Genomic DNA, 20,606 nt, shown 5'->3' with positions numbered 1-20,606 from the left:
CGCCTGTTTTGTTAACGGATGCGGTCAGGCTTTGTCGTCGCGATGAATGACGGCCATGGTGCCCTGGTTGTAAAGGTTGCGGGCAAAGCACTCCACGGATATGTCGGCGCCGGCCGCCATGTGCATGAACATGCTGCGGTTCCCTACGGCAATGCTTCTGCCACCGAAATCGGCGCCGATGGTCCGGGCGGGTACGGAGCGGAAATAACCGGAAAAGGGGAACTCCTTGCCCGGTCCGTCCTCCTCGAAATAGCGGTACCCCGGCGGATATTCGAACACCTGGTGCCGCCCGGTGGTGATGGTGAGGTACTGAGCATCTCCGGTTTCGTAATAATACCACTCCCGCCCGTTGCCGATTTCCCGGCAGGACCAGGGAAAATTCTCGATGCCGAGTCCTTCGACGAAGATCAGCGCGACTCGGCCTGCCCCCAGCAGCTTTTCAACGGTGCTGCGCACCTCCGTGCTGTCCGATACCCCCTCCGGACAACCGGACACGGGGATGCGGTAGGCCGGCGCCGGCACCCGCCGGACCTGCCGGAAGGCGCCGCCGACGGTTTTAAACATGTGCCCGGCGCGGGCGACCAGAACATACTTCGGCAGCAGCACCGGATCCAGGGAACAGGGGCCGAGAAGATCGACGAACTGCTGCCAGGGCACGATCCGTTCGATTTCCGGCAGCGTTCCCAGCAGTGCGAGATCGGCGGGCGAAGGCTCATGCAGACCGGCGTAGCGCGCCGACCAGTGGGTGCACAGAGCCAGGCCGTCGAGATGGGTCAGGTCGATGGGCGCGACCAGGGGCGCCATGTCTCCGGTTCCCACGATAACCGGCGTAAAGCCGGAAAGCGCCGCGAAACGTTCCACTTCGCGGTAGACCGTCGCAATCGTGGCGCCCCACTGGGCCTCGGTCAGCGGGGTATAGCGACCGGCGAAGTACTGCTGGGCGTAGGTCAAAAAAACGAAGGAAGGATCGTAGCGCTCCAGCAAATCCATGGCCGTATCGGTCACCCAGCGATTGCCGGCGGCATCCAGATCACCGGGATAGGGATGACGGTCCTGCACTCCCCGAACCAGGTCATCCAGCGGTCCCTTGGCAGCCAGCGTGGCCCCGGTTTTCAGGTCGAAAACCTTCTGCCATTCCCGGGCGTCGATGATCGCTCTGCTCATGGCCGCACCTCCGCCGGTTGCCAGGTGGGCGCGACATCCCCCGCCAGCCTGATTTCATGCCCGCATGCCGGACAACTCCCCCCGGTGCAGTGGCAAGCTTTCAGCTTGTCACCACCGCAACCGAGACTGAAACGCTCGATGACCAGGGTGCCGCACTCGGGGCAATGGGTATTGACCCATTCGGAGCCGACGAAGTTATGAAAGTAGATATAGGGGAGTCTGACGCGGACCGCATCGAGGGCGGCGGCTATCCTGTCGACGCTCGGATACCGGGCTTCCTTCATCTCGTCCTCGGGCAGCAGGCGAAACACGTGCCAGGGGATTTCCGGGTCCACGTCGGCCAGAAACCGCGCCATGTCGTCCAATTCCCCGTCATTCACCGATTCGATGATGGGCGTGGTGACCTCCACGTGGGCGACGGCGGCCAGGCGCCGAATATTGCGCAGAATCGGTTCGACCCCCGGGATACCGATATGATCCCGGTTGAAGGTGGCGGACATCCCTTTCAGGCCGACGTTGAAGAAGGAAAAGATCGACGTCAGCAACTCGGTCGACTCCTCCGTGGTGTAGGCATTGGTCAGACAGCCCAGGGCGATGCCCTCCCGGCGCGCCTCGGCGGCCAGTTCCTGCAGGGAGGGCAGCGACACCGCCGGTTCATTGACGTTGAAGACGATGCCGGCGCACCCCATCTGCCTGGCCTTGCGGACCACTTCGGCGGGCGACAGGCGGAGCATGCGTTCCCTGACGACGGCCGGATCCTCCTTGGCGATGAAGGCATTGCTGCAGTAGCGGCAGCGGAAATTGCATCCCATGGTGCCGATCACCAGGGCGCGACTGCCCGGTCGGACATGGTAGAAGGGAATCGATTCGATGCGGGCGGGGATGCAGCTGGACCAGTAATGGGGGAACCGTTCCCGAATCCCGCCCTCCGCCGTCTCGTACATGCGGCACAGCCCCAGCTTGCCGTTCGCCAGGTCGCACCGCCATTCACAATAATTGCACTGCATGGTTACCTCCTGTCACATATTCCTCGGCACCACCACCCGGCCCCCCGACACGGTTCTCTCCATGAGAATCCCCGGCCCCAGAACCTCCTGCAGGTGAACATCATCCAGAATCTCGGCTGTCGGCCCGGCGGCGACCACCCGTCCCTCCCGCAGCATGACCACGTCGTCGCAATACTGAAGGGCCAGGTTGGGATCGTGGAGGGTAATCAGCGCGGTCACCCCCCGCTCCCTGACGAAGCGCCGCATGAGCCCCATCATCATGTGCTGATTGGGAAAATCCAGATGGGAATTGGGTTCGTCCAGCAGCATGACCGGGGCATTTTGATGCAGCGCCCGGGCCAGCATGACCAGCTGTTTCTGGCCGCCGGAAAGGCTGTTGAAGGGCCGTTCCGCCAGTTCAACTATCCCCACCTCGCGGCAGATTTCCAGGGCCTGCCGTCGCTCCCCGGCGCAGGGTGCGCTCCAGGGTTTGATGCGCGCCGCACCCCCCATGAGAATGATTTCCAGGCACGAAAATTGGAACGGTGAATAGTTTCCCTGGGGAACCAGGCTGATCAGGCGGGCGATTTCATCCCGCTTCATGCTGCGGATTTCCCGCCCGGACACGGTGATGGTCCCCTTGGTCGGTTTCAGTATGCCGTTGATGCAGCGCATCAGAGTGGTTTTTCCCGACCCGTTGCGCCCGATGAGGGCACAGCTGCGCCCCGCCGCCAGATCCGCAGCCACCTCATAGAGCACCGGGCTGTTGCCGTAGCCGGCGGTCAGACCGTCAACCCGCACCGACACCCAAGGCCCCCTTTCTGCCGCGATGAATCACCAGGTAGCCGAGAAAGGGGGCGCCCAAGATGGAGGTGATGATGCTGATGGGGATTTCCGACACGGAAACGGTACGAGCGACAGTATCCATGATCAGTAGAAAGCCGCCGCCGATAAAGGCCGCGACCGGAATCAGCCGGCGGTGCTCGGTGCCGACCAGGTAACGGGCGATATGCGGCACGATCAGGCCGATCCAGCTGATATTGCCTACCGCCGCCACCGAGGAGGCGACCACCAGGGTACTGATGCCTAGATAAAACAGCCGCCAGCGGAAAACGTCGACCCCCAGAGAAAGGGCTTCCTCTTCGTTGTGGGTCATGACGTTGAGGCGCCAACCGAACACCGTCAGCAGCAGGGAACCGACCACCACCACAGGCAGGGTGACCTGGACCTTGGCCCAGGAAGCGGCATGAAAACTGCCCATGATCCAGAACACGATCTTGGCCAGCTGATCGTAAGGATCCGCCAGATACATCAGGATGGAAACGCACGCCTGGAACACGGCGGAGACCACGATCCCCGAAATCACCAGCACCGACGCGGAGCGGTCCCAACTGCGGTTGGCAAGGAAATAGGCGATGGAAACCGCCACCACGCCGAACAGAAAGGCCAAACCCTGCACCCCCAGCGCCATGCGGGTAAAAAACATGATGGCCAGGGCGGCGCCGAAACCGGAGCCGGCGGTCACCCCCAGGATATCGGGGGCGGCCAGGGGATTGCGGAACAAGGCCTGGAACACCACGCCGGCGATGGACAGACCGCTGCCCACGGCGATGCCGAGCAGGATGCGCGGTACACGAATGTTCCAGAACACCATCCGTACTTCCACCGGGACCGCATCGGCGGCGATTCCGGGCAGCAGAGAACCGGCCAGGCCCAGCAGATCGGCAGGCCCGATGGGATAACGCCCCAGGGCCAGCGACATGACCAATGCCAGGCCGAAGGCGAAAAGACAGAAGATGATCAGACTTTTTTTCATAACCTCCCGCCCATGGCGGTAAAGGAATAACCGAGGTATTTTTGATAAAAATCGTCGGCGAGCGCCTGCATATCGATATCGACGAACCGCTCCGGGTAAAGCATCTTTGCCGCCCAGACCAGGCCCAGAACGCAATGGGGCGCCGGGTAGTCCCACCAGCCGATATTCGAGGGGAAAACGTATACCCGCCGATGCTTGACGGCATTCACGGTTTCCAGCATGCCGTTGTCGAACAGCGCCCCGGCGCCGTAGGTGTCGAGGCTGGAACCGAGAAAAATGACATCGGGATTCCAGGAGGCGACCTGCTCCGGCGAAACGGTGGCCCAGAAACCCTTCAGGGAGGAAGCGACATTATAGCCGCCGGCCATGGTCAGCAGCGTATCCTGCAGCATGTCGCCGGTGGCGACGGAATAAATATTTTTCGGCCCGGAAAACAGCACTTTGACGCGCTCGTCCCGGGGAATCGCGGCGGTTCGCTCCGTAACCAGGCGGCAGAGCTTCCGGCAGTCCGCGATATATTCCTCCCCCCGCTGTTCCCGCCCCAGCACCTTGGCCACCAGGCGCACCCCCGCATAGCTTTCTTCCAGGGTCTCGCCCCGGATGGCAACAACAGGGATCCCCGCATGCTCCAACCGTTCCATTTCCGAAGGGTCGAAGGAGGCATATGCGATGGCGATGTCCGGCCGCAGGGCCACCATTTCCTCGTTGTTGAGATTGTGGCCGTCGATGAGTTTCGGTTTGGCCGCAAAAACGGGATTGATTCTGGCCATGGCGGTGTTCTCGTGATGATAGAGCGCCTGGTCCACCAGCAGATCCTGGGCCCCCAGGGCAAAAATCACCTTGCCGCCGAAATGATGCAATGCCGCGATGCGCTCGATGTTTTTTGGAACGGTGACCCTGCGCCCCATCTGATCGACGACGATCCGGGTTTCACCGGCGACTTCCCGGCGGCCGAAGTCACAGCCGGCCGCGGACAGAACGAAACCCAGGCATGCCAGCCAGCCGAAAAAGAAAATGTGTGTATTCCGCATGGGATGAAGACTCTCCTGTCAACCTGGCCCGAACCTGGCAGCCGGCCACAGACTGTCTGAAGCTTTCGCTGTTTACTTCTTGACATATCGACTTTGTTTATGTCAAGTATTCATTAAATTAAAGCCTTTGCCAGTTTCGCCAATTTCATCGCCGGAAAAGAAAGACCCATGCGCGTTATGGATATTTCCGAAACGCTACAACGTTGCATCGATTTTCACGGCCATTTCTGCATCGGCCGGTTCTTGGGAGTCCGCATCGCGAAAAATGGTCTGGAATGGGTTGAACCGGAGCGCGAAAAGGATCTGGGTGCCTGTTATGAAACGGAGGAGGAAACGTTTTGCAACTCATAGACGCCCTGCTGGACAGCGTTGACGGAGATCGTCAGGTCGCGTCCCGGGTTCGCATCGGCCTGCACTGGCTGGCGGTGGAAAGCCGACATACCGGCATGGCCCATGTCTTTCCCGGGCGGCCGGATTTCGAACTGCCGAACGCCGGTGCCCTGCAAGGAATGGAGGTCATGGAACTGGCGGCCGGGCTGAAAAGCTGGGAACCGCTGGAGGCGGGCCTGGGTCTGGCCGCCCTGTCGTCTCTCATCGATGCTCAAGGCGAAAGGCTCAATGTCGTCGACTACATCATGGACCGCGTCCCCGGCCAAACCGTGACCTGCATCGGCCGGTTCCCCTTTTTTCCGGACCTGGCCCAAGCGGCCAAGCGGGCCTTTCTGCTCGAAATCAACCCGCAGGCCGGTGAGCTGCCGTCCTTCGCCGCCGAGGAGGTGGTGCCCCAATCCGACTTGCTGATTCTCACCGCCACCTCCCTGATCAACAAAACCATGGAGCGCCTCCTGGAACTGGCCCGCGCCGCCAACGCCACCGCCATCGTCCTCGGTCCCAGCACCCCCATGAGCGACGTATTGTTCGATTTCGGCGCCTCGGTCATCGCCGGCATCAGGGTGACGGACCGTGTCCGGCTTTTCCGCAGCCTTTCGCAGGGCGTAAAATTCTACAATAAAATCGACGGCATAGAGCCGGTCACACGGTTCAGGAAATAATCGGAGTCAGCCATGCCCAACATCCGCCACACCCGAAATCTTCTGGTTCTTTTCACTCTTGGCGCGGCCATGGTCTTTGCCCTGGCGTTGTTTCGCACCGAACATAGACGGCTCCCGGAAAAAACTCGCGTGATTACCGACATGGTCGGCAATCGGGTCGAGGTCCCGGTGCCCCTCACCCGGGTCGCCCTGTTCGGCGGTCCCACGGGGCAGATCGCCTACCTCCTCGGAGCTCGGGACCAACTCGTCGCCGTCACCAGCACCCTCAAAAATTCCGAATTGCTGCTCGCCTTCGATCCATCCATCAAGGAACTCCCCGGCCCGCGCAGCACCAGCGGCCACATCAACATCGAAGAATTGCTCCTGGCCGATGCGCAACTGGTCATCGCCGGCAACCTGGACGGCTCCATCGTCCAGAAAAAAACCCGCATACCGGTCGCTTATACGGAAAGCAACATGAGTCACGACACCAACCTGCTCAAGGATGAAATTCGCTTTTACGCCACCATTTTCGAGCGCGAAGAGCGTGGCGCCAACTATATCGACTACCTGGAAAAAATCCTGGCCTTCGTGCGTTCCCGAACCGCCGACATTCCGCCGGAACAGCGTAAAAAATTGTTCAACGGCTACGGCCCCAAGCATCTCGTCACCCTGGGCGGCGACACCTTCATGAATGAACGGATCACGACCGCCGGCTGCGTCAATGCAACCTCCACCATCCATACGGCAGGCACCCAGCAAGGTCTGCATTCCGGCCTGGCGGAAGTATCCATGGAAAAGGTCCTCGACTGGAACCCGGATATCCTGGTCATCGATACCGGAACCCCGGAAGAGGTTTACAACAATCCGCGCTGGAAAAATGTCGCTGCAGTAAAAAACCGTCAGGTTTACCGACAGCCGGTGGGCTTGTTCATCTGGGACCGGCCGACGGCCGAAGCCGCGGTTCTGCACCCCCTCTGGCTGGCAAAAATTGCCTACCCGGAGCGGTTCGCGGATGTCGACATGGCTGATGAAGTCAAGAAATTCTACCGGGAGACCATGAACTTCGAGTTGAGCGACGAGCAGGCCCAAAAGGTTCTGAGCGGTGGCTACGGGTTCAATTTCGGTTCTTTCGGCGGCGCGAGGTAGTTTTTCATCATGCCATCCGCTGAGCACAAAAGCGCCGTCGGCGCGAACAGAATTCTATTCATCCTCGCCATTCTTCTGGTTGCCGTAGCGACAACGTCCATGATACTCGGCCATCTGTACATCGCCCCAGGCCAGATCCTGAGGATTTTCGCCGCCAACGTGCTGCCCATGGAACGCACCTGGTCGCCGGCCGTGGAGTCGATTCTGCTGGATGTCCGGCTGCCCCGGCTTATGGCCGGCATGCTCGTGGGGGCCGGGCTGTCCGTTTCCGGCGCCGCCTTCCAGGGGCTGTTCCGCAATCCCCTCGTTTCACCGCATATTCTGGGCGTATCAGCGGGAGCGGGTTTCGGCGCGGCGCTGGCCATCCTCTTTTTCGGCAACATCATCGCCGTGCAGATCCTGTCCTTCGTGTTCGGCCTGCTGGCGGTCCTGCTGACCTACTGCCTGAGCAGGGTCTATCGTTCGACACCGGTGTTGATGCTGGTTCTTTCGGGGATCATCGTCGGCGCCCTGTTTTCCGCCGGCACCTCCCTCATCCAGTATGTCGCCGACCCGGCCAACGAGATGCCTTCCATCGTCTTCTGGCTCCTCGGCTCCCTCAACAACGCATCGAACCGGGATATGGTCGTGGTGGCGCCCATCATCCTGGTGGGCATAACAGTGCTCCTCTTGATCCGATGGCAGATCAATCTGCTGGCCATGGGCGAAGAGGATGCACGGGCCCTCGGGGTGGATACGACGCGCATCAGGGCGACGGTGATTCTCTGTGCCACCATGATTGCCGCGGCGGCGGTTTCCATCGGCGGCATCATCGGCTGGATCGGGCTGGTGATTCCCCATATCGGCCGACTCCTGGCCGGACCGGACAACAAGATCCTGCTGCCGGTAACGGTGCTCGTCGGAGCCGCCTACCTGGTGGCGGTGGATACCATCGCCAGGACGGCCATGGCCATGGAAATCCCCATCGGTGTTCTCACCTCCCTGGTGGGAGCTCCCATTTTTGCCTACCTGCTGCGCAAGAACCGTTCGGGGTGGTAACAATGAATCCGCTGCTGAGCGTGCACAATCTTGGCTTCAGTTATGGGGAAGACGGGGCCCGTCCCATATTCAGCGATGTGTCCTTTTCCGTAGCGTCCGGCGATGTCTTCTGCCTGTTGGGCCCCAACGGCACCGGCAAATCCACCCTGCTCAAATGCATCAGCAATGTGCTGCACGGCTGGCAGGGCAAAATATTCCTTGATGGCAGGGACATCGCCCACATGAAACCCGCCGAGGTGGCCAAGGGCATCTCCTACGTTCCCCAGAGTCAGCAGTCCCCCTTTCCCTTCCTGGTTCACGATATTGTGGTCATGGGCCGGGCCCCCCATATCAACGTCTTTTCCTCCCCAACTCAAAAAGACCGAGATATCGCCCTTGCGGCGCTTGAAACGGTGGGGATCCGGCACCTTGCCCATCGGCCCTGCACCATGCTCAGCGGCGGTGAATGGCAATTGACCCTGATTGCGCGGGCCTTGGCCCAGCAACCGCGACTCATGATTCTGGATGAACCGACCTCCCACCTCGACATGGGCAATCAGGTACGCATTCTGCGCGTGGTGCGGAACCTGGCCGAACAGGGACTCGGCATCATCATGGCCTCCCACTTTCCCGATCACGCCTTCATTGCCGCCACGGAGGCGGCCATCCTCAACGGCGGCCTCATGCTTCACAAAGGCAGGCCGGACGAGGTCATTACGGCGGAGAATCTGGAAGCGGCCTACGGCATTGTAGTGAAAGTGCTGCACATCGGCGCCGAAGTGAATCGCAAAGCATGCTTTCCCACACTGCACACCAGTGCTCCATAACAGGAGCGTTGCCTCACCCCATATTTTTTCATGTTAACTTCTCAAGAAAGTCCCGTCGGCGCCCGGCGCTCGCAGGGAATATTCACCTGGCACAAACCGCAGGGCGTGGCGCCGGTTCCATAGGTTCTGGCGGCATAGGGTGCGGTCACATCACGTATATATTTGAAACAGGCCTGCTTATCGTGTCCATCCCGAGTGGTGATGGCCCCGATGGGACAGCGCTTGGCGCAGGCGCCGCAGGTGCCTTTGGCATGCCAGAGGCACCAGGCGTGATAATCTTCCCCGTATACCCGTTCCGTAACGGGCAGATCGATGCGGCACACCACCGAGCCCAGGCGCACGGCCTGCCCCCAGCGGGTAATCAGGGCGTCGGAAAGGCCGAAGGTGCCATGTCCGGCCACAAAGGCAACATGCCTTTCCGACCAGTTGGAGGCCAAGCCGAATCGTGGCGAACGACGGTAGTCGAAATCGGCCAAACGCTCCGGCGCCACCGCCGGATGGCCGGCCCGGGTGAGGACCCCCGCCACATGCAGACGCAGCTCGCAGTTGAACTCTTCACCATGAAAGCGCGATCGCGCCCAGCGTTCAGCCGGCATGGCCGTCTCGCGGCGTTGGTCGGCAAGGGTTTCCGGGGTCTGCGGCAATAGGTAGCTGATGACCCGCAACTGCCCGGCGGCAGGCCTCGGCAGATGGGGAAAAGCCAGGGCATAGGCTTGCGCGGGGGTCCAGAGAAAATCTCCGATGAGTTCCTTGTTGCGCAGAAACAGAGGGTCGTCGCCCCGCGCAATGGCAACTCGCGGCGCCCCCCAAGCTTTCTCGCCGCTGGGAAGTTGCAGGCTGTTGCCCGGGGCGGAGGCCCAGAAGTCATGCAGAATCTTTTCAACTTGAGCGACAGCATCGATGGCCAAGGATCTCTCCCACAGAATAAGACAATCCGGAATCATTTAAGGGGACAGCACATCCCCTTCCCGGCCAATATAGGTCCAAAACAGGCGTTTTCAGATTGGCAGCCGCTGGGTTCCCGGCGGCCCGCCGCCCAGCGTTGGATCAGATCCGGTTCCCGAATCAAGGGCCGACACAGGGCGATATAGTCGGCTTCATTCCGTGCCAGCAGTTCTTCGGCGACCTCCAGGGAGCGGATTCCTCCCACCAGCATGACCGGCACTTGCAGGCACGCCTTGGCCAGCCTGGCCGCCTCGCGATAATAGGGCCCGCCGGACAAAGCCGCCGCACCGGAGCGCACGGAGTGGTAGCGGCTCGGGCCCCAGATGGTGCCGCCACTGATTTCCATGGCGTCGATGCCGGCCTCTTGCAGCAACTCCGCCACCCGGAGCATGTCCGTGACCGTCAGGCCGCCATCGATGAAGTCGTCTGCATTGAGCTTCACCATGACGGGATAGCCATTACCCACCGCCTGGCGCACCGCCGCCAGAACCTCGAGGGCCAAGCGAGCGCGATTTTCTATGCTGCCGCCGTACCCGTCCTCGCGGCGATTGTAATAGGGGGAGAGAAACTGGCTGAGCAGATAGCCGTGGGCCGCATGAATCTGCACCGCGTCAAACCCGGCCTGTTGCGCCAAGGCGGCGCCCCGCCCGAAGGCAGCGGTAATCCGCTGAATGTCATCGCCGGTCATGGCGCGGCATTTTTTTCCATCCTGATTGGCGATCACCGAGGGGCCGACCGCCCCTTCCGGCACCAAAGCGTAAGCACCGGCATGAGCCAACTGCAGGGCAATGCGCCCGCCGACGGAATGGACCCCTTGCGGCATCCGCCTCAATTGCGGCAACAGGTCCTCCCTGTGCGCCCCCATCTGCCGGGGGCTCGCCTGACCTTCGGGGCTGACAAAGGCATGGCCGGTGATGATCAACCCCACCTCGCCACGAGCCAGTTCCGCCATCAATTGGTTCAGTTCGTCAGTCGGCGCTCCCCGTTCGTCGGCCATGCCCTCCCAGGTTGCGGACCGCACGAAACGGTTTCGCAACTCGAGGCTCTTGATGCTCGTCGTCTCAAACAGGCTGGGCATATCCTTCGCTCCTTTCCCCCTGGCTCGGTTATAAAGTACCTGATCATGCGCTTTGCACAAGTACCCATCCGCCGGCTAACCTACCTGCTCTCACTGTCGGCATCCTCCTCCAAAAAGCACAAACCCAGCAAGCGCAAGGCCACGGCGTTTTCCAGCGTCGTTGAATACCGCCAGGTGTACTGCATTTTGGTCAGTTTGCCGGTTCCCAGATAGCGGCATTTTCGCCACAGATCATGATGCCGACTCCGGACGCTGTCCCGCTGAATATAGGTCAAGAGGATGATTTTTCGCATGTTTTCCTCAGTGCCGCAATGGGTGTTTGCTTCACATGAATCATCATTGGTGCAAACCCTGGTGCTCGATGGCTATGCCATGGTGGCAATGATCCCGAACTTCGGCCGATAACAATCAGGGAGATCCTTGTCCTTGGTCGTGCTGACCCATAGAGTCGGAATGCCGGGGTCGATCTCGGGGCTTTCGCCTTGCAGATCGGTAAGGTAAATCAGGCATCCGGCCTCCGGGATATGGTTTGCCGCCCAAACAAAAGGCGGTCGCAAATCCGTGCCGCCGCAACCCGCGAATTTCAGTTCCACCGGGTAGTCCTCTGGTGTAACGATTTGCGTGCCGGCAATGGCGTTGTCGCAGTAAACGACCGTTACAACGCAGGGATAGCTCTCCAGAATGTCGTTCAGTTCCGCTTGAAACTGGGTCAACTCGGTTTTGCCGATGGAGCCGGAAGTATCGATGGCCAGAACCAGGGGCTTCAGCCCGTTGGAGCGAAAGCTGGGCAGGTACAGCCCGGCGGCCACATGGCGACGGTTGGGCTGGTTCCAGGAATAATCGTTTCTTGCGGTGCGATCGATGAAGGTCCGGAGAATCTCCCGCCAATCGAGAATGGGGTGAACCAGTTCCTCCACCAGGCGCATAAGGGCACCGGGCAACTTGCCCTGAGCCTTGGCCGCTTGCGCCGCCTGCTGAATGGCAATGGTAATTTGAGCTTCTTCATGCAGTCGGTCCGCCCTGGACAGCCCCTGGCCATACTCATCCCGGGCATCTTCAAACCCGCCACAGCCGCCGGGATCGTTGTCCTCGGCCTGGTTGTCCCTGCCACGGACGCACACATTGTTTTCTTCCTCATCGGAGGACAAGAGGAGGCGCTCATAAATTTGTTCCGCGGAAAGATTGTCGTAATCCACATCGTACAAAGCATCCGGCAGCAGCCGGAGGCCGGCATTTTTGAGAATGCCATTGATGGCGTAATCGCCGGCCTGGTTAAATCGGGCAGAGCTCCTGAGGCCGCGTCGAAGCGGATGAAAGTGAGCGACATGCATGACCAGATGAGCCAGCACGAACACAATCTGATCGATATTCAATGATTCAATAAAATCCGGGTTGTAGCGAATTTGTCGGCCGTCGGTAACGGCGGTTTTGAGATCCTTGTCGGTAACCAGCCGCATGCGCAGCAACAAGGTGGCGAAAAAGGGATGATCCAACACCATCCTCGCCATCGCTTGGGCCAATTTGGTTTTTTTTCGCATAACGCCTTCTCGCTATAAGAATCCACCCGTGACCTGGTCGGTTTTTACAAAAATCTCACAACAACAGATCCCCATTCTGTTTGGCCCAGGCATTGAATTCCTTGCTGTTGGCAATCTTGGAGTCTGCCTGAAGCGCATCACGCAGCCACACCACCTGAAATTCTATGGGCAACCGCTTCATGTATCGAAAGGCATGAGCCACATTGCCGGCATGGATCTTCCGGCTCATTGCCCCGCACAGCGCGTAGAGCACGGAAGGCTCCTTGGGGATGTCCGTTTCATCGGGAGCCAGCAACAGAGCATCGAGATCCGGCAAATCCCGGTAGACCTGCAAAAAGGAGGTAAATTCAGCCGCCGGACCATAGCCCAATGCGCCTGAAAAAAACGGCAACTCCGCTTCGAGGGGCAATATCCCCATGAACTTGCCGACATTGGCCCAGACCCTCGGGCAGGGGAAGGAATTGCCCTGGGCCTTGGCATCAAAGTAGTGCAGCAGTTCCGGCCGCAGGCGCAGAAAGGCCATGATTTCCGCCGGCACATCATTTTCAATCGCCCAGGCACACCATTCGTCGAGATCCACCGCCAATTCCAGGTGGGTCGCGAACCGGGAACCGAGGGCCTTGCTGATCTTGCGGCTGAAAGTACCGTCCGTGACCCGGTTGCCCGCGGCCAAAATCCGCCAGCCGTCCGGCATGCTGTATTCCCCCAGCTTGCGGTCAAGCACCAGTTGCAGCAGGGAACTCTGCACCGATTCGGGGGCCTGGGAAAGCTCGTCCAGAAACAGCACACCCTCCCCCTCCGTCGGCAGGAAATTGGGCGGATTCCAACGCGTTACGCCGTTACTTACGGAGGGAACCCCGCGCAAATCCACGGGGTCCAGCAGCACGGCGCGAATATCGATGAGCGGCAGCTTCAAGGACGCCGCGACCTGGGCCACGATCTGGGACTTGCCGATCCCAGGCGGTCCCCAGAGGAACAGCGGCACATTGACCGTCAGGCAGCTCTTGAGAATGGTGATGGCCAGTGATGGTTTTACGGCGACGGCTGCATCCATGAAGCATCCCCTTGAATGGTGGAAGTGAGAGATCCGGCTCATAGCTCCGTACCGGCCTGCGCCGCAGTCTACGGGTTCGGCCGGAGTGCAGAAGTTGATATAGATATAGCATAGGTCACATGGCAGCGAATTGACCTGGATCAAGCGGGGTTCGATCTCGGTAGGGGAAAGGGCGCCATGGCCAACCTTCGCAAGGGGAAAGTCCGCCATGGCTGCGGCAAGGATCGCCCGCTCAGTGTCTAAGGCGGGCAACAGATCCGCCGATTCTCCAGGCGCGGGCCTGGTGAGTGGCGAATTGCATAACTGTATACGTGGTGGCTTTTTGCTTATACATCGAACGTTTGCAGAGACTTCGGGAGCACCACATGGTGGAGCCTCAACTCGGTGCGAAGGGCATCGGCCAGGCTTTCATTTGCCGCTTGAGGGATGACTATTTCAATTCGAAAGCGACTTTCAGGACGACTTGGTACTCATTGACCTTGCCATCGTCCCCGATATGGCCACGAACTTCCTGAACTTCGAACCAGGAAAGCTTATCAAGGGTATGATGTGCCCGGGTTACAGCCTGTTGAATCGCATCTTCGATTCCCGCACTAGAGATGCCAATTATTTCGACCTTCTTGTAAGTCCTGCCATGGCCGTAGGTCATTTCTCCCTCCTTTTTTTGGGTTGCCATGTACGCTTTTGACGTTTCTAAAGCGTAGCACCTTGATCCCTAAAGTAAAGAAGATGCCGGGCTGCGGAGGAAAAGAGACACTACATAATTTACCAAAATTCTGCCGCACCCATGAATGGTCCTTTTCGGTACCGAACTGTATTTCGGCTTAGGTTCAAAAGTGTTCCGCAGGATTTGGCGCCCAAATCCATCGCTTTCAACTAACGGGTTCGATACACCCCTTACCTTCGTTCCCCGCCTTGTTGACATATTTGGCAACGGGGTACATGGCTAAAGTCCCAAGCGTTGTGGAACCGATCAAGTCGAGCAATTTTTCAACCCGTTGCTCATGGGGATCCAGCCAGAGATGGAAATTTTCCGACTCCAGAATGACTGGCATCCGGTCGTGAAGAACGGCCACCGGATGGGCAGCTTCGGTGGTCAAAATGGTGCAGGACTCGATGGTCTCCTTCCCCTCCCGGTCTTCCCAGTGTTCCCAGAGACCGGCAAAGGCCATGGGTTTCCTGTCCGTTCGGTAGATATAATAGGGTTGTCTGGTGCCTGCCCTTTTGTTCCATTCATAGAAGCCGGTAGCAGGAATCAAGCATCGCCTGCTGCGGAAAGCGGCCCTGAATGCGGGCTTGCCATGGGCGGTCTCTGAACGGGCGTTGAGGGTTCGGTAGCCGATTTTACGGTCATCGGCCCAGAAAGGGATAAGACCCCAGTGGAGCGACACCAACCGCCGTCGGCCCTCTTCCTGGCGCACTGCGGCTATATCCTGGCCGGGGGCAATGTTGTACCTCGGCTCGGGATCAAAGGTGTCGTCCAGGAGAAAATAATCCCGCAGGACCGTCCGGGAATAGGTCATCGAGAAGCGGCCGCACATGGGTTCATCCAACCTCAGCCATCATGCAGCCCCCCAATTCCCCATTACTTCTTCTTGCCCGACGCCTTGCCCTTGGCACCCTTTGCAGGCTTGGGCGCCAGATCCTTCAGGGCTTTGCCCGGCGTAAACTTGCCGTTGGTCCTGGCCGCAATCTTGATGGCCTTGCCGGTTTGAGGGTTCCTGCCGGTACGGGCGGCGCGGGTCACGGCACTGAAGGTGCCAAAGCCCAGCAGAGCGATCTTGTCGCCGGCCTTCAGAGCGGCGACCGTGGTCGTGATGAAGCTGTTGAGCGCCTTTTCGGCCTGGGATTTGGTCAGTCCGGCCCCTTCGGCGATCTTTGCGACAAACTCTGCCTTTTTCATGTTCCCTCCCTGAATGTGTGCGGTTGCTGGTCCAGCCAACCTCGCGATCCGATGAAAATGAACCTGATGTGGCCTTCCCACGATAGGGGGCGTTACGGGATGTTCATCGCCCCTGCCCCTTTTTGGCCTGCTTCTCGACATACATGGCGTTATCCGCCAGGTGCAGCAACTGGGTGTATGTGGTCGTATTCCCGTCCTGCCAGGTGGCGGCACCGACACTGATGGAAACCCTTTCGCCCTTGAGCTGTTGGATGGCCAAGGCACCGATCTCGGTGCGCAGCCGATCCGCAAAATCACGGGCACCCTGCTCGGTGGTGTTCGGCAGCAACACCGCGAACTCCTCGCCTCCGTAGCGGGCGGCCAGGTCGCTTTTGCGCAGCATCCTCTCGATCCGCCGGCCGATCTGTTTCAACACCACATCGCCGGTGATGTGCCCGAACCGATCGTTGATGGTCTTGAAACCATCGATATCGGCAAAGACGCAGGACAGAGGTAAAGCATACCGCTGGGCCCGGGAGAATTCCTCTTCGAACCGCGTATGGAAATGCTGATGGTTGTAGAGACCCGTCAGACTGTCGCGAAAGGCCAGTTCCTCCAGCAACTTCTTCTTGGATTGCATCGCCTCGAAAACGATTCCGTTTTCCAGGGCGTTGCCGGAGATGTTGGCGACCAACTGGCAGAGAGTGAATACCCGCCCTGAAATCCCCCCGCTGCCGATGGCGGCGGTACGCAGAAAGAAGGTCCCGATGACGTTCTGTTTCTTGATGATGGGCACCACCAGGATGGCCTGGTCGGGCAGCCCCTGCAGGCGCATCCGCACGGGGGCCATTAGAGGGTCCCGGTGGATGTCCTGCAGCACGACGGGACGCTGGGTACGCCAGGCTTTTTCGATTTCCGGGTATTTTTCCAGATCGATCTTAATCTCCAGATTGGGGGGCAGATCGCTGCTGGCCTTGACCATCAACTCGCCGGTGTCATTCAGGGCGATGACCGAGCACCGGGATACCTTCAGGGCGGCCGCCACCTTTTCGACGATGATGGCCAGAATCCGTTTCGGGTTGCGGGTGACGGAAATGATTTCCGACAACTCCAGGAGCATCAGCAGATCCTCTTTTTCCAGATCGGCAAAATCGTCCCGGGTGCGCAGATGCGCGTCGATGCGGGCCAGGGTCTCGCTGGCACAGAGAGGCTTGGTGAGATAATCGTCGGCCCCGGCATAGAACCCATCGAGGATCTCTTGCTTCTGGCTGCAGGACGACAGCAGAATCAGCGGGATATACCGGGTCGTCTGCGTCTCCTTCAGGCGGGTGCAGAGCGCGGCCCGGTCGTCCTCGGGGGTGTCCAGATCCAGCAGGATCAAATCCGGGGTTTGGCGGCGGGCCAAAGCCATTGCTTCGGCGCCGGTGGCGGCGGCAAACACTTGGTATTCACCACCCAGGATATCCTGCAGCACCGTCCTGGAAAAAGGCTCGTGATCGACGACCAGAATTTTTTTCATGCGCCAAAACCTTGATGGACGGTTAGCCTATCGCTGCCATTGAATTTTATGTCTTGGGCGTGGAGGGTTCATCAACCGCATCCCGATACTTTGCATGCCACAACATGGTGCCGCGCAAGGCCGTCACGTAAAGCAGAAGAATCACCAATGTAAGGACAACGGCACGGGGGCGCCCCATCTCTTTCCACATGACCACCTTGGCTATGACGAAATGCACGACCAGCAGCGCCGAGGCCACCCGGCTCTTGCGAAGCACCAGCGCAGCCAGGAGCAGTACCAAACCGGCATCCACCAGGTTCCAGGGGTCCAGGAAGGGGCGCAAGGCGCTGTGCGGCGTCTCAATCAGAAAGCCCGCAATCCCCAGAACCGCGGAGAGTCCGCCGGAAACCAGCGCAACGATCCCGCCGTTGCGAATGGCATCGGCGCACGAGTCCCGATCGGTAATCTGAAAAAGGGTCAAAAGCGTTTTGCGCGGTGCCTTGGGATCCATGATCCATATCCTGGGCGGTATCACGCCGGCAAAGAACTCACCTCAGCTCTGCTCGGTACCATGCATCATAATGGGATATCCTTGCCTTGAGAAGGCAGCAAAATTGTGACGGCCGTTCTCCGCTTGGGAGCGATCGCGACATCGAGGGGCCGATGGTGAACGCTCTCCCGGCAGACCTTGCCGAGCGGATCGGGGGCCAAGGATACCGGGATAAGCCTGCATTTATAAAAATAGTCTTTGCGGGGCACCGCACAACGATGGAAAGGTTTTTTTATCTTAAGTCAATTTTATTGACGGGCCAAGCATTAAATTGAGGCCATCTTTCATCGTCTAAAGACTTAAACTTTCCGACTTAAGCTGAAAATCGATTTTCGGGTCTCAACCCGACTGGGAACAACGTTCAGCGCGGAGCGATTTCGGGCGGCGGCGTCAGCCTGGCATGGGGAGAAAGGTGGCGGAAGGGCTGGAAAGGGATTACTGCAGACACGCCTTAAGGTCGGCAAGGGTAATCATGAGGATCATCGGATCAAGGGGGGAGGGATCAAAACCTACCTTCTGGTAAAACACTTTCGCTTCCTCAGAGATGGCGTGGACAACCAAGCCACGGATGCCAACCGTATCCGCGGCGTGAGCTACCCGATAGCCGGCATCCCTGACCAATGCCCTTCCTATCCCCTTGCCGTGGAAAGAGCGGTCGACTGCAAGCCTTCCAAGCACAACGACGGGGATTGGGTCGGGCATATTGCGCCGAAAGCGGCCAGGTGCTTCATCGACGGCAACCGCACTGGATGCCAAGGCGTAATACGCCACAACGCGCCCGCCATCGCAAACAACAAAGGTGCGCGAAGCTCCTGAAATTTGATTTTTCAAGGCTCGCCGCTTGAGCCAGTCATCCAGGCTTGGAATTCCAGAGGAAAATGCTTCGATGCAGTGATTTTCATTCAGTGGCTCAGGAGGCGAAAGCGTCATTTCTCATCCCAGGGAGCGGGGGTTTGCATCGTCCTGCGCAAACTCTCATTGGGGCGAGGTGGCAGGTCCAGCCGAGCGAGAAATTCCGCGTAATTCTCCGGGTTGGCCGTGATGATGACTTGGTCAAGAAGCGCCTCTTCGGCAGCCAGGCGCGCGGCCTCCAGTATGAACTCGGTTCGATTTTTCCCTCGCGCTCTGGCGGCCCTGTCAATCAATCCCCGGTCCTCTGGCCGGATGCGGATGTTCAGCGTTTCGCGTTTGTTTTGGGATTTTAATGCAGGCATGGCTTGCGACCTCCTTTTAGGACCACACTAACAGAGCGTCCATACATTGTCATTACATTTCTGGCCAACATTCTGGATCCGATGGTCAGAGGCCACTTATGCCGGTATCCCCCGTTTGCAACGGAGGATACCGGCCTTCTCAAACATCAGAGCCGAAACATGCCGGCGATCTGGTTCGCCAGACGGTCGGAGATGATATTGCAGGCTTCCTGCTTGTCCATGCGGGTTTGCTTGGCCTGGACGACGATGCGGGTCCGGTATTCCTGACGCTTCGATTCAACATTGCGGGTCGTCTGGGTCGTCGTGCTGGTACCGTCCTGAAGCTGGCTCATCTGGATGCCGGTGACACCGCCCTCCACTTCTTCCTTGATCTGCACGTCGACCATGCCGAAGAACTCGTCCACATGGAAGATGTGACCGGCCAGAGCTTCCCCGCCGGCCACCGCCAAGCCGGTGATGAGACCGGCGGATCCCGCGCCGCGCAGACTGCTGCCCGTCAGCCCGGCCAGGGTGCCGGCGATAACGCCGCTGCCGAAGCCGGCTTTCAGCACTGCATCCGGATCCATGCCTTCCTTTTTTTCACCCAGGTAAAGCAGATTGGCCTGCACATGATAGGCGGCTTCACGGGCATTGCCGGTAATCTGGTAACCCATCCCCTGGAGTTGTTGGCGCAGCAGGGCGGCAAAATCGATATCCTGGAAATCGCTGGTATTGGCGACCCGGACAAAGATTTTAGGCGTGCTGGTCAGGGTCTCGGCGTCGAGGAAAATGGTATCCGACATTTTGGCGGAGACGTTCAGATTCCTGTTCTCGATGGCACGCATGCCTGCGGAACAACCGGAAAGAAAGAGACATGCAATCATGACAACGGGTACAATCAACGGCATTTTAAACACTTGAATCCTCCTGAAAAAAACCTTTTGAAATCAACGCAAAATTAACCAATTCATAGTTTTCTGTTGTTAAATTTTCATACCTCCTTTCTTCCAAAAATCGAGTCCAACAGCCCGAAAAATTCCAGTATCTCGATTTGCCCACATCCGGGATGCATCTGAAAGGCAATCCCACGGATTGGAAAGTCAAATTTCCAACACATTTCAGGCAGCGAAAAGGACATAAAGATTAAAAACCTAGAGACGAAGACTACCAAAAACCGTTTTGTCGTTCAAACAAATGCTTGTTATTACAAGATTTATGAAAAAAATGGAAAAACTTTTATATTTTAAAGACTTTCATCTATTAATTAATATTCTACAAAATTAAATTATCACACAAATGCCCGTCTGATGATTGCCGTCGGCACTTCGTCCATATTGAAACCACACCTCCTGCCGGCACTTGTCAAATTTTTGTCACTCAAGAAGCCCCCGCACCGATGGCCAGCCGAGTTCGCAGCAACCCGGAAGGCGCGGCCGGATTGTCCGCGCCGAACACCCGGGGATGGCCGAAGACGATGAAGGCGTCCTTGGCGCGGGAGACCGCGACATTGAGCATGTTGTGGCCCCTATCGTAAAACTTGCCGCGATGGCCGTCGTTGTTGCCGTAGACGCTGGAGAACAGCACCAGCAGCCGTTCATCGCCCTGCAGGCTGTGCACCGTGCCGACGGTCAGGCCGGTGATGCCGATCTGCCTGAGATGTTGGCGGATCAGGGCCGCCTGCTGCTTGAAGGGCGTCACGATGCCCACGGCCTTTTGCAGCACCTCGCCGTCGTTGATCTCCATCAGACGGGCATCGGCCGCTCGGGCATAGGCCACAATCCGTTCCTTCTCCTCCTGCAGCCACTCGGCAATCCGCCGCGCCTTGCGCACCTTGAATTCGGGGCTAT

Annotated in this window: 24 protein-coding genes; 5 read left to right on the top strand and 19 right to left on the bottom strand. The window is 58.9% G+C overall.

Features of this window, described 5'->3' with window-relative positions; genetic code table 11:
* Nucleotides 1–24 precede the first annotated feature (24 nt).
* Genes JQN68_RS08565 through JQN68_RS08545 form a run of 5 tightly spaced genes read right to left on the bottom strand, consistent with a single transcriptional unit; the run spans nt 25 to nt 4,997 of the window.
* The gene (locus tag JQN68_RS08565; RefSeq protein ID WP_225071842.1) at nt 25–1,164 is read right to left on the bottom strand and encodes a hypothetical protein; all 1,140 of its coding nucleotides are present in this window, start codon (nt 1,162–1,164) and stop codon (nt 25–27) included.
* The gene (locus tag JQN68_RS08560) at nt 1,161–2,171 is read right to left on the bottom strand and encodes a radical SAM protein (RefSeq protein ID WP_225071843.1); all 1,011 of its coding nucleotides are present in this window, start codon (nt 2,169–2,171) and stop codon (nt 1,161–1,163) included. Before JQN68_RS08560 ends, JQN68_RS08565 begins: the two co-directional genes overlap by 4 nt.
* A gap of 12 nt (nt 2,172–2,183) precedes the next feature.
* Nucleotides 2,184–2,957, bottom strand: a complete 774-nt coding sequence (locus JQN68_RS08555; protein ID WP_225071844.1) for an ABC transporter ATP-binding protein — start codon at nt 2,955–2,957, stop codon at nt 2,184–2,186.
* Nucleotides 2,941–3,966: a FecCD family ABC transporter permease gene (locus JQN68_RS08550; RefSeq protein ID WP_225071845.1), complete on the bottom strand. Its 1,026-nt coding sequence runs from the start codon at nt 3,964–3,966 to the stop codon at nt 2,941–2,943. The genes JQN68_RS08555 and JQN68_RS08550 overlap by 17 nt, the downstream gene beginning before the upstream one ends.
* Nucleotides 3,963–4,997, bottom strand: a complete 1,035-nt coding sequence (locus tag JQN68_RS08545; RefSeq protein WP_225071846.1) for an ABC transporter substrate-binding protein — start codon at nt 4,995–4,997, stop codon at nt 3,963–3,965. Before JQN68_RS08545 ends, JQN68_RS08550 begins: the two co-directional genes overlap by 4 nt.
* Nucleotides 4,998–5,165: 168 nt before the next feature.
* Here JQN68_RS08545 and JQN68_RS14865 point away from each other — a divergent pair, with 168 nt between their 5' ends.
* The 5 genes from JQN68_RS14865 to JQN68_RS08525 are packed head-to-tail and all read left to right on the top strand — an operon-like array spanning nt 5,166 to nt 9,021.
* Nucleotides 5,166–5,348: an FmdE family protein gene (locus JQN68_RS14865; RefSeq protein WP_502799355.1), complete on the top strand. Its 183-nt coding sequence runs from the start codon at nt 5,166–5,168 to the stop codon at nt 5,346–5,348.
* On the top strand, nt 5,336–6,049 hold the full coding sequence (locus JQN68_RS08540; RefSeq protein WP_225071847.1) for a DUF364 domain-containing protein: 714 nt from the start codon (nt 5,336–5,338) through the stop codon (nt 6,047–6,049). Before JQN68_RS14865 ends, JQN68_RS08540 begins: the two co-directional genes overlap by 13 nt.
* Before the next feature lie 12 nt (nt 6,050–6,061).
* Entirely contained in the window at nt 6,062–7,177 is a 1,116-nt protein-coding gene (locus tag JQN68_RS08535; RefSeq protein WP_225071848.1) for an ABC transporter substrate-binding protein, read from the top strand.
* Nucleotides 7,178–7,186: 9 nt separating this feature from the next.
* Nucleotides 7,187–8,215: a FecCD family ABC transporter permease gene (locus tag JQN68_RS08530; RefSeq protein ID WP_225071849.1), complete on the top strand. Its 1,029-nt coding sequence runs from the start codon at nt 7,187–7,189 to the stop codon at nt 8,213–8,215.
* A 2-nt stretch (nt 8,216–8,217) separates the two neighbouring features.
* Nucleotides 8,218–9,021 carry an ABC transporter ATP-binding protein gene (locus tag JQN68_RS08525; RefSeq protein WP_225071850.1) on the top strand — a complete coding sequence of 268 codons (804 nt, stop codon included), beginning with the start codon at nt 8,218–8,220 and terminating at the stop codon, nt 9,019–9,021.
* Between the two features lie 41 nt (nt 9,022–9,062).
* Here the strand turns inward: JQN68_RS08525 and JQN68_RS08520 are convergent, their stop codons facing one another.
* The 14 genes from JQN68_RS08520 to JQN68_RS08455 form a co-directional block, all read right to left on the bottom strand.
* Nucleotides 9,063–9,929, bottom strand: coding sequence for a 4Fe-4S ferredoxin (locus JQN68_RS08520; RefSeq protein WP_225071851.1), 867 nt, complete (start codon nt 9,927–9,929; stop codon nt 9,063–9,065).
* Nucleotides 9,930–9,961: 32 nt separating this feature from the next.
* On the bottom strand, nt 9,962–11,044 hold the full coding sequence (locus JQN68_RS08515) for an NADH:flavin oxidoreductase (protein ID WP_225071852.1): 1,083 nt from the start codon (nt 11,042–11,044) through the stop codon (nt 9,962–9,964).
* Between the two features lie 80 nt (nt 11,045–11,124).
* Nucleotides 11,125–11,337 carry a hypothetical protein gene (locus tag JQN68_RS08510; RefSeq protein WP_225071853.1) on the bottom strand — a complete coding sequence of 71 codons (213 nt, stop codon included), beginning with the start codon at nt 11,335–11,337 and terminating at the stop codon, nt 11,125–11,127.
* Nucleotides 11,338–11,409: 72 nt separating this feature from the next.
* The gene (locus JQN68_RS08505) at nt 11,410–12,582 is read right to left on the bottom strand and encodes a vWA domain-containing protein (protein WP_225071854.1); all 1,173 of its coding nucleotides are present in this window, start codon (nt 12,580–12,582) and stop codon (nt 11,410–11,412) included.
* A 55-nt stretch (nt 12,583–12,637) separates the two neighbouring features.
* The gene (locus JQN68_RS08500; protein WP_225071855.1) at nt 12,638–13,636 is read right to left on the bottom strand and encodes an AAA family ATPase; all 999 of its coding nucleotides are present in this window, start codon (nt 13,634–13,636) and stop codon (nt 12,638–12,640) included.
* A 430-nt stretch (nt 13,637–14,066) separates the two neighbouring features.
* Nucleotides 14,067–14,285, bottom strand: a complete 219-nt coding sequence (locus tag JQN68_RS08495) for a dodecin (RefSeq protein ID WP_225071856.1) — start codon at nt 14,283–14,285, stop codon at nt 14,067–14,069.
* A gap of 223 nt (nt 14,286–14,508) precedes the next feature.
* Nucleotides 14,509–15,177, bottom strand: a complete 669-nt coding sequence (locus tag JQN68_RS08490) for an SOS response-associated peptidase (RefSeq protein WP_283775462.1) — start codon at nt 15,175–15,177, stop codon at nt 14,509–14,511.
* A 44-nt stretch (nt 15,178–15,221) separates the two neighbouring features.
* Nucleotides 15,222–15,680, bottom strand: a complete 459-nt coding sequence (locus tag JQN68_RS08485) for an HU family DNA-binding protein (protein ID WP_502799354.1) — start codon at nt 15,678–15,680, stop codon at nt 15,222–15,224.
* Nucleotides 15,643–17,037: a GGDEF domain-containing response regulator gene (locus JQN68_RS08480; protein ID WP_225071859.1), complete on the bottom strand. Its 1,395-nt coding sequence runs from the start codon at nt 17,035–17,037 to the stop codon at nt 15,643–15,645. The genes JQN68_RS08485 and JQN68_RS08480 overlap by 38 nt, the downstream gene beginning before the upstream one ends.
* Before the next feature lie 46 nt (nt 17,038–17,083).
* On the bottom strand, nt 17,084–17,527 hold the full coding sequence (locus JQN68_RS08475) for a hypothetical protein (RefSeq protein WP_225071860.1): 444 nt from the start codon (nt 17,525–17,527) through the stop codon (nt 17,084–17,086).
* 474 nt (nt 17,528–18,001) lie between these two features.
* On the bottom strand, nt 18,002–18,496 hold the full coding sequence (locus JQN68_RS08470) for a GNAT family N-acetyltransferase (RefSeq protein ID WP_225071861.1): 495 nt from the start codon (nt 18,494–18,496) through the stop codon (nt 18,002–18,004).
* A complete protein-coding gene (locus JQN68_RS08465; protein WP_225071862.1) occupies nt 18,493–18,780 on the bottom strand; it encodes a type II toxin-antitoxin system TacA family antitoxin in 288 nt (95 codons plus the stop codon). The genes JQN68_RS08470 and JQN68_RS08465 overlap by 4 nt, the downstream gene beginning before the upstream one ends.
* A 146-nt stretch (nt 18,781–18,926) precedes the next feature.
* Nucleotides 18,927–19,604: a complement resistance protein TraT gene (gene traT / locus JQN68_RS08460; protein WP_225071863.1), complete on the bottom strand. Its 678-nt coding sequence runs from the start codon at nt 19,602–19,604 to the stop codon at nt 18,927–18,929.
* A gap of 532 nt (nt 19,605–20,136) precedes the next feature.
* Nucleotides 20,137–20,589 (bottom strand): C-terminal helicase domain-containing protein, encoded by a 453-nt coding sequence (locus JQN68_RS08455; RefSeq protein WP_225071864.1) that lies wholly within the window; start codon nt 20,587–20,589, stop codon nt 20,137–20,139.
* Between the last annotated feature and the right edge of the window lie 17 nt (nt 20,590–20,606).

Source organism: Desulfuromonas sp. CSMB_57 (assembly GCF_020194955.2).
Classification (GTDB): domain Bacteria; phylum Desulfobacterota; class Desulfuromonadia; order Desulfuromonadales; family Syntrophotaleaceae; genus JAFCIY02.
The sequence above is the reverse complement of the archived record's forward strand: the minus strand, read 5'-3'. Positions and strand labels throughout refer to the sequence as shown.

Bases quoted from the DNA above. Each gene is read 5' to 3' on its own strand.
- JQN68_RS08525 (WP_225071850.1), top strand. From the start codon at position 8,218: ATGAATCCGCTGCTGAGCGTGCACAATCTTGGCTTCAGTTATGGGGAA.
- JQN68_RS08545 (WP_225071846.1), bottom strand. From the start codon at position 4,997: ATGCGGAATACACACATTTTCTTTTTCGGCTGGCTGGCATGCCTGGGT.
- JQN68_RS08530 (WP_225071849.1), top strand. From the start codon at position 7,187: ATGCCATCCGCTGAGCACAAAAGCGCCGTCGGCGCGAACAGAATTCTA.
- JQN68_RS08515 (WP_225071852.1), bottom strand. From the start codon at position 11,044: ATGCCCAGCCTGTTTGAGACGACGAGCATCAAGAGCCTCGAGTTGCGA.
- traT (WP_225071863.1), bottom strand. From the start codon at position 19,604: ATGCGTGCCATCGAGAACAGGAATCTGAACGTCTCCGCCAAAATGTCG.
- JQN68_RS08500 (WP_225071855.1), bottom strand. From the start codon at position 13,636: ATGGATGCAGCCGTCGCCGTAAAACCATCACTGGCCATCACCATTCTC.
- JQN68_RS08485 (WP_502799354.1), bottom strand. From the start codon at position 15,680: ATGTCGAGAAGCAGGCCAAAAAGGGGCAGGGGCGATGAACATCCCGTA.
- JQN68_RS08510 (WP_225071853.1), bottom strand. From the start codon at position 11,337: ATGCGAAAAATCATCCTCTTGACCTATATTCAGCGGGACAGCGTCCGG.
- JQN68_RS08470 (WP_225071861.1), bottom strand. From the start codon at position 18,496: ATGACGCTTTCGCCTCCTGAGCCACTGAATGAAAATCACTGCATCGAA.
- JQN68_RS08495 (WP_225071856.1), bottom strand. From the start codon at position 14,285: ATGACCTACGGCCATGGCAGGACTTACAAGAAGGTCGAAATAATTGGC.
- JQN68_RS08480 (WP_225071859.1), bottom strand. From the start codon at position 17,037: ATGAAAAAAATTCTGGTCGTCGATCACGAGCCTTTTTCCAGGACGGTG.
- JQN68_RS08490 (WP_283775462.1), bottom strand. From the start codon at position 15,177: ATGTGCGGCCGCTTCTCGATGACCTATTCCCGGACGGTCCTGCGGGAT.
- JQN68_RS08465 (WP_225071862.1), bottom strand. From the start codon at position 18,780: ATGCCTGCATTAAAATCCCAAAACAAACGCGAAACGCTGAACATCCGC.
- JQN68_RS08565 (WP_225071842.1), bottom strand. From the start codon at position 1,164: ATGAGCAGAGCGATCATCGACGCCCGGGAATGGCAGAAGGTTTTCGAC.
- JQN68_RS14865 (WP_502799355.1), top strand. From the start codon at position 5,166: ATGCGCGTTATGGATATTTCCGAAACGCTACAACGTTGCATCGATTTT.
- JQN68_RS08475 (WP_225071860.1), bottom strand. From the start codon at position 17,527: ATGGATCCCAAGGCACCGCGCAAAACGCTTTTGACCCTTTTTCAGATT.
- JQN68_RS08535 (WP_225071848.1), top strand. From the start codon at position 6,062: ATGCCCAACATCCGCCACACCCGAAATCTTCTGGTTCTTTTCACTCTT.
- JQN68_RS08550 (WP_225071845.1), bottom strand. From the start codon at position 3,966: ATGAAAAAAAGTCTGATCATCTTCTGTCTTTTCGCCTTCGGCCTGGCA.
- JQN68_RS08560 (WP_225071843.1), bottom strand. From the start codon at position 2,171: ATGCAGTGCAATTATTGTGAATGGCGGTGCGACCTGGCGAACGGCAAG.
- JQN68_RS08505 (WP_225071854.1), bottom strand. From the start codon at position 12,582: ATGCGAAAAAAAACCAAATTGGCCCAAGCGATGGCGAGGATGGTGTTG.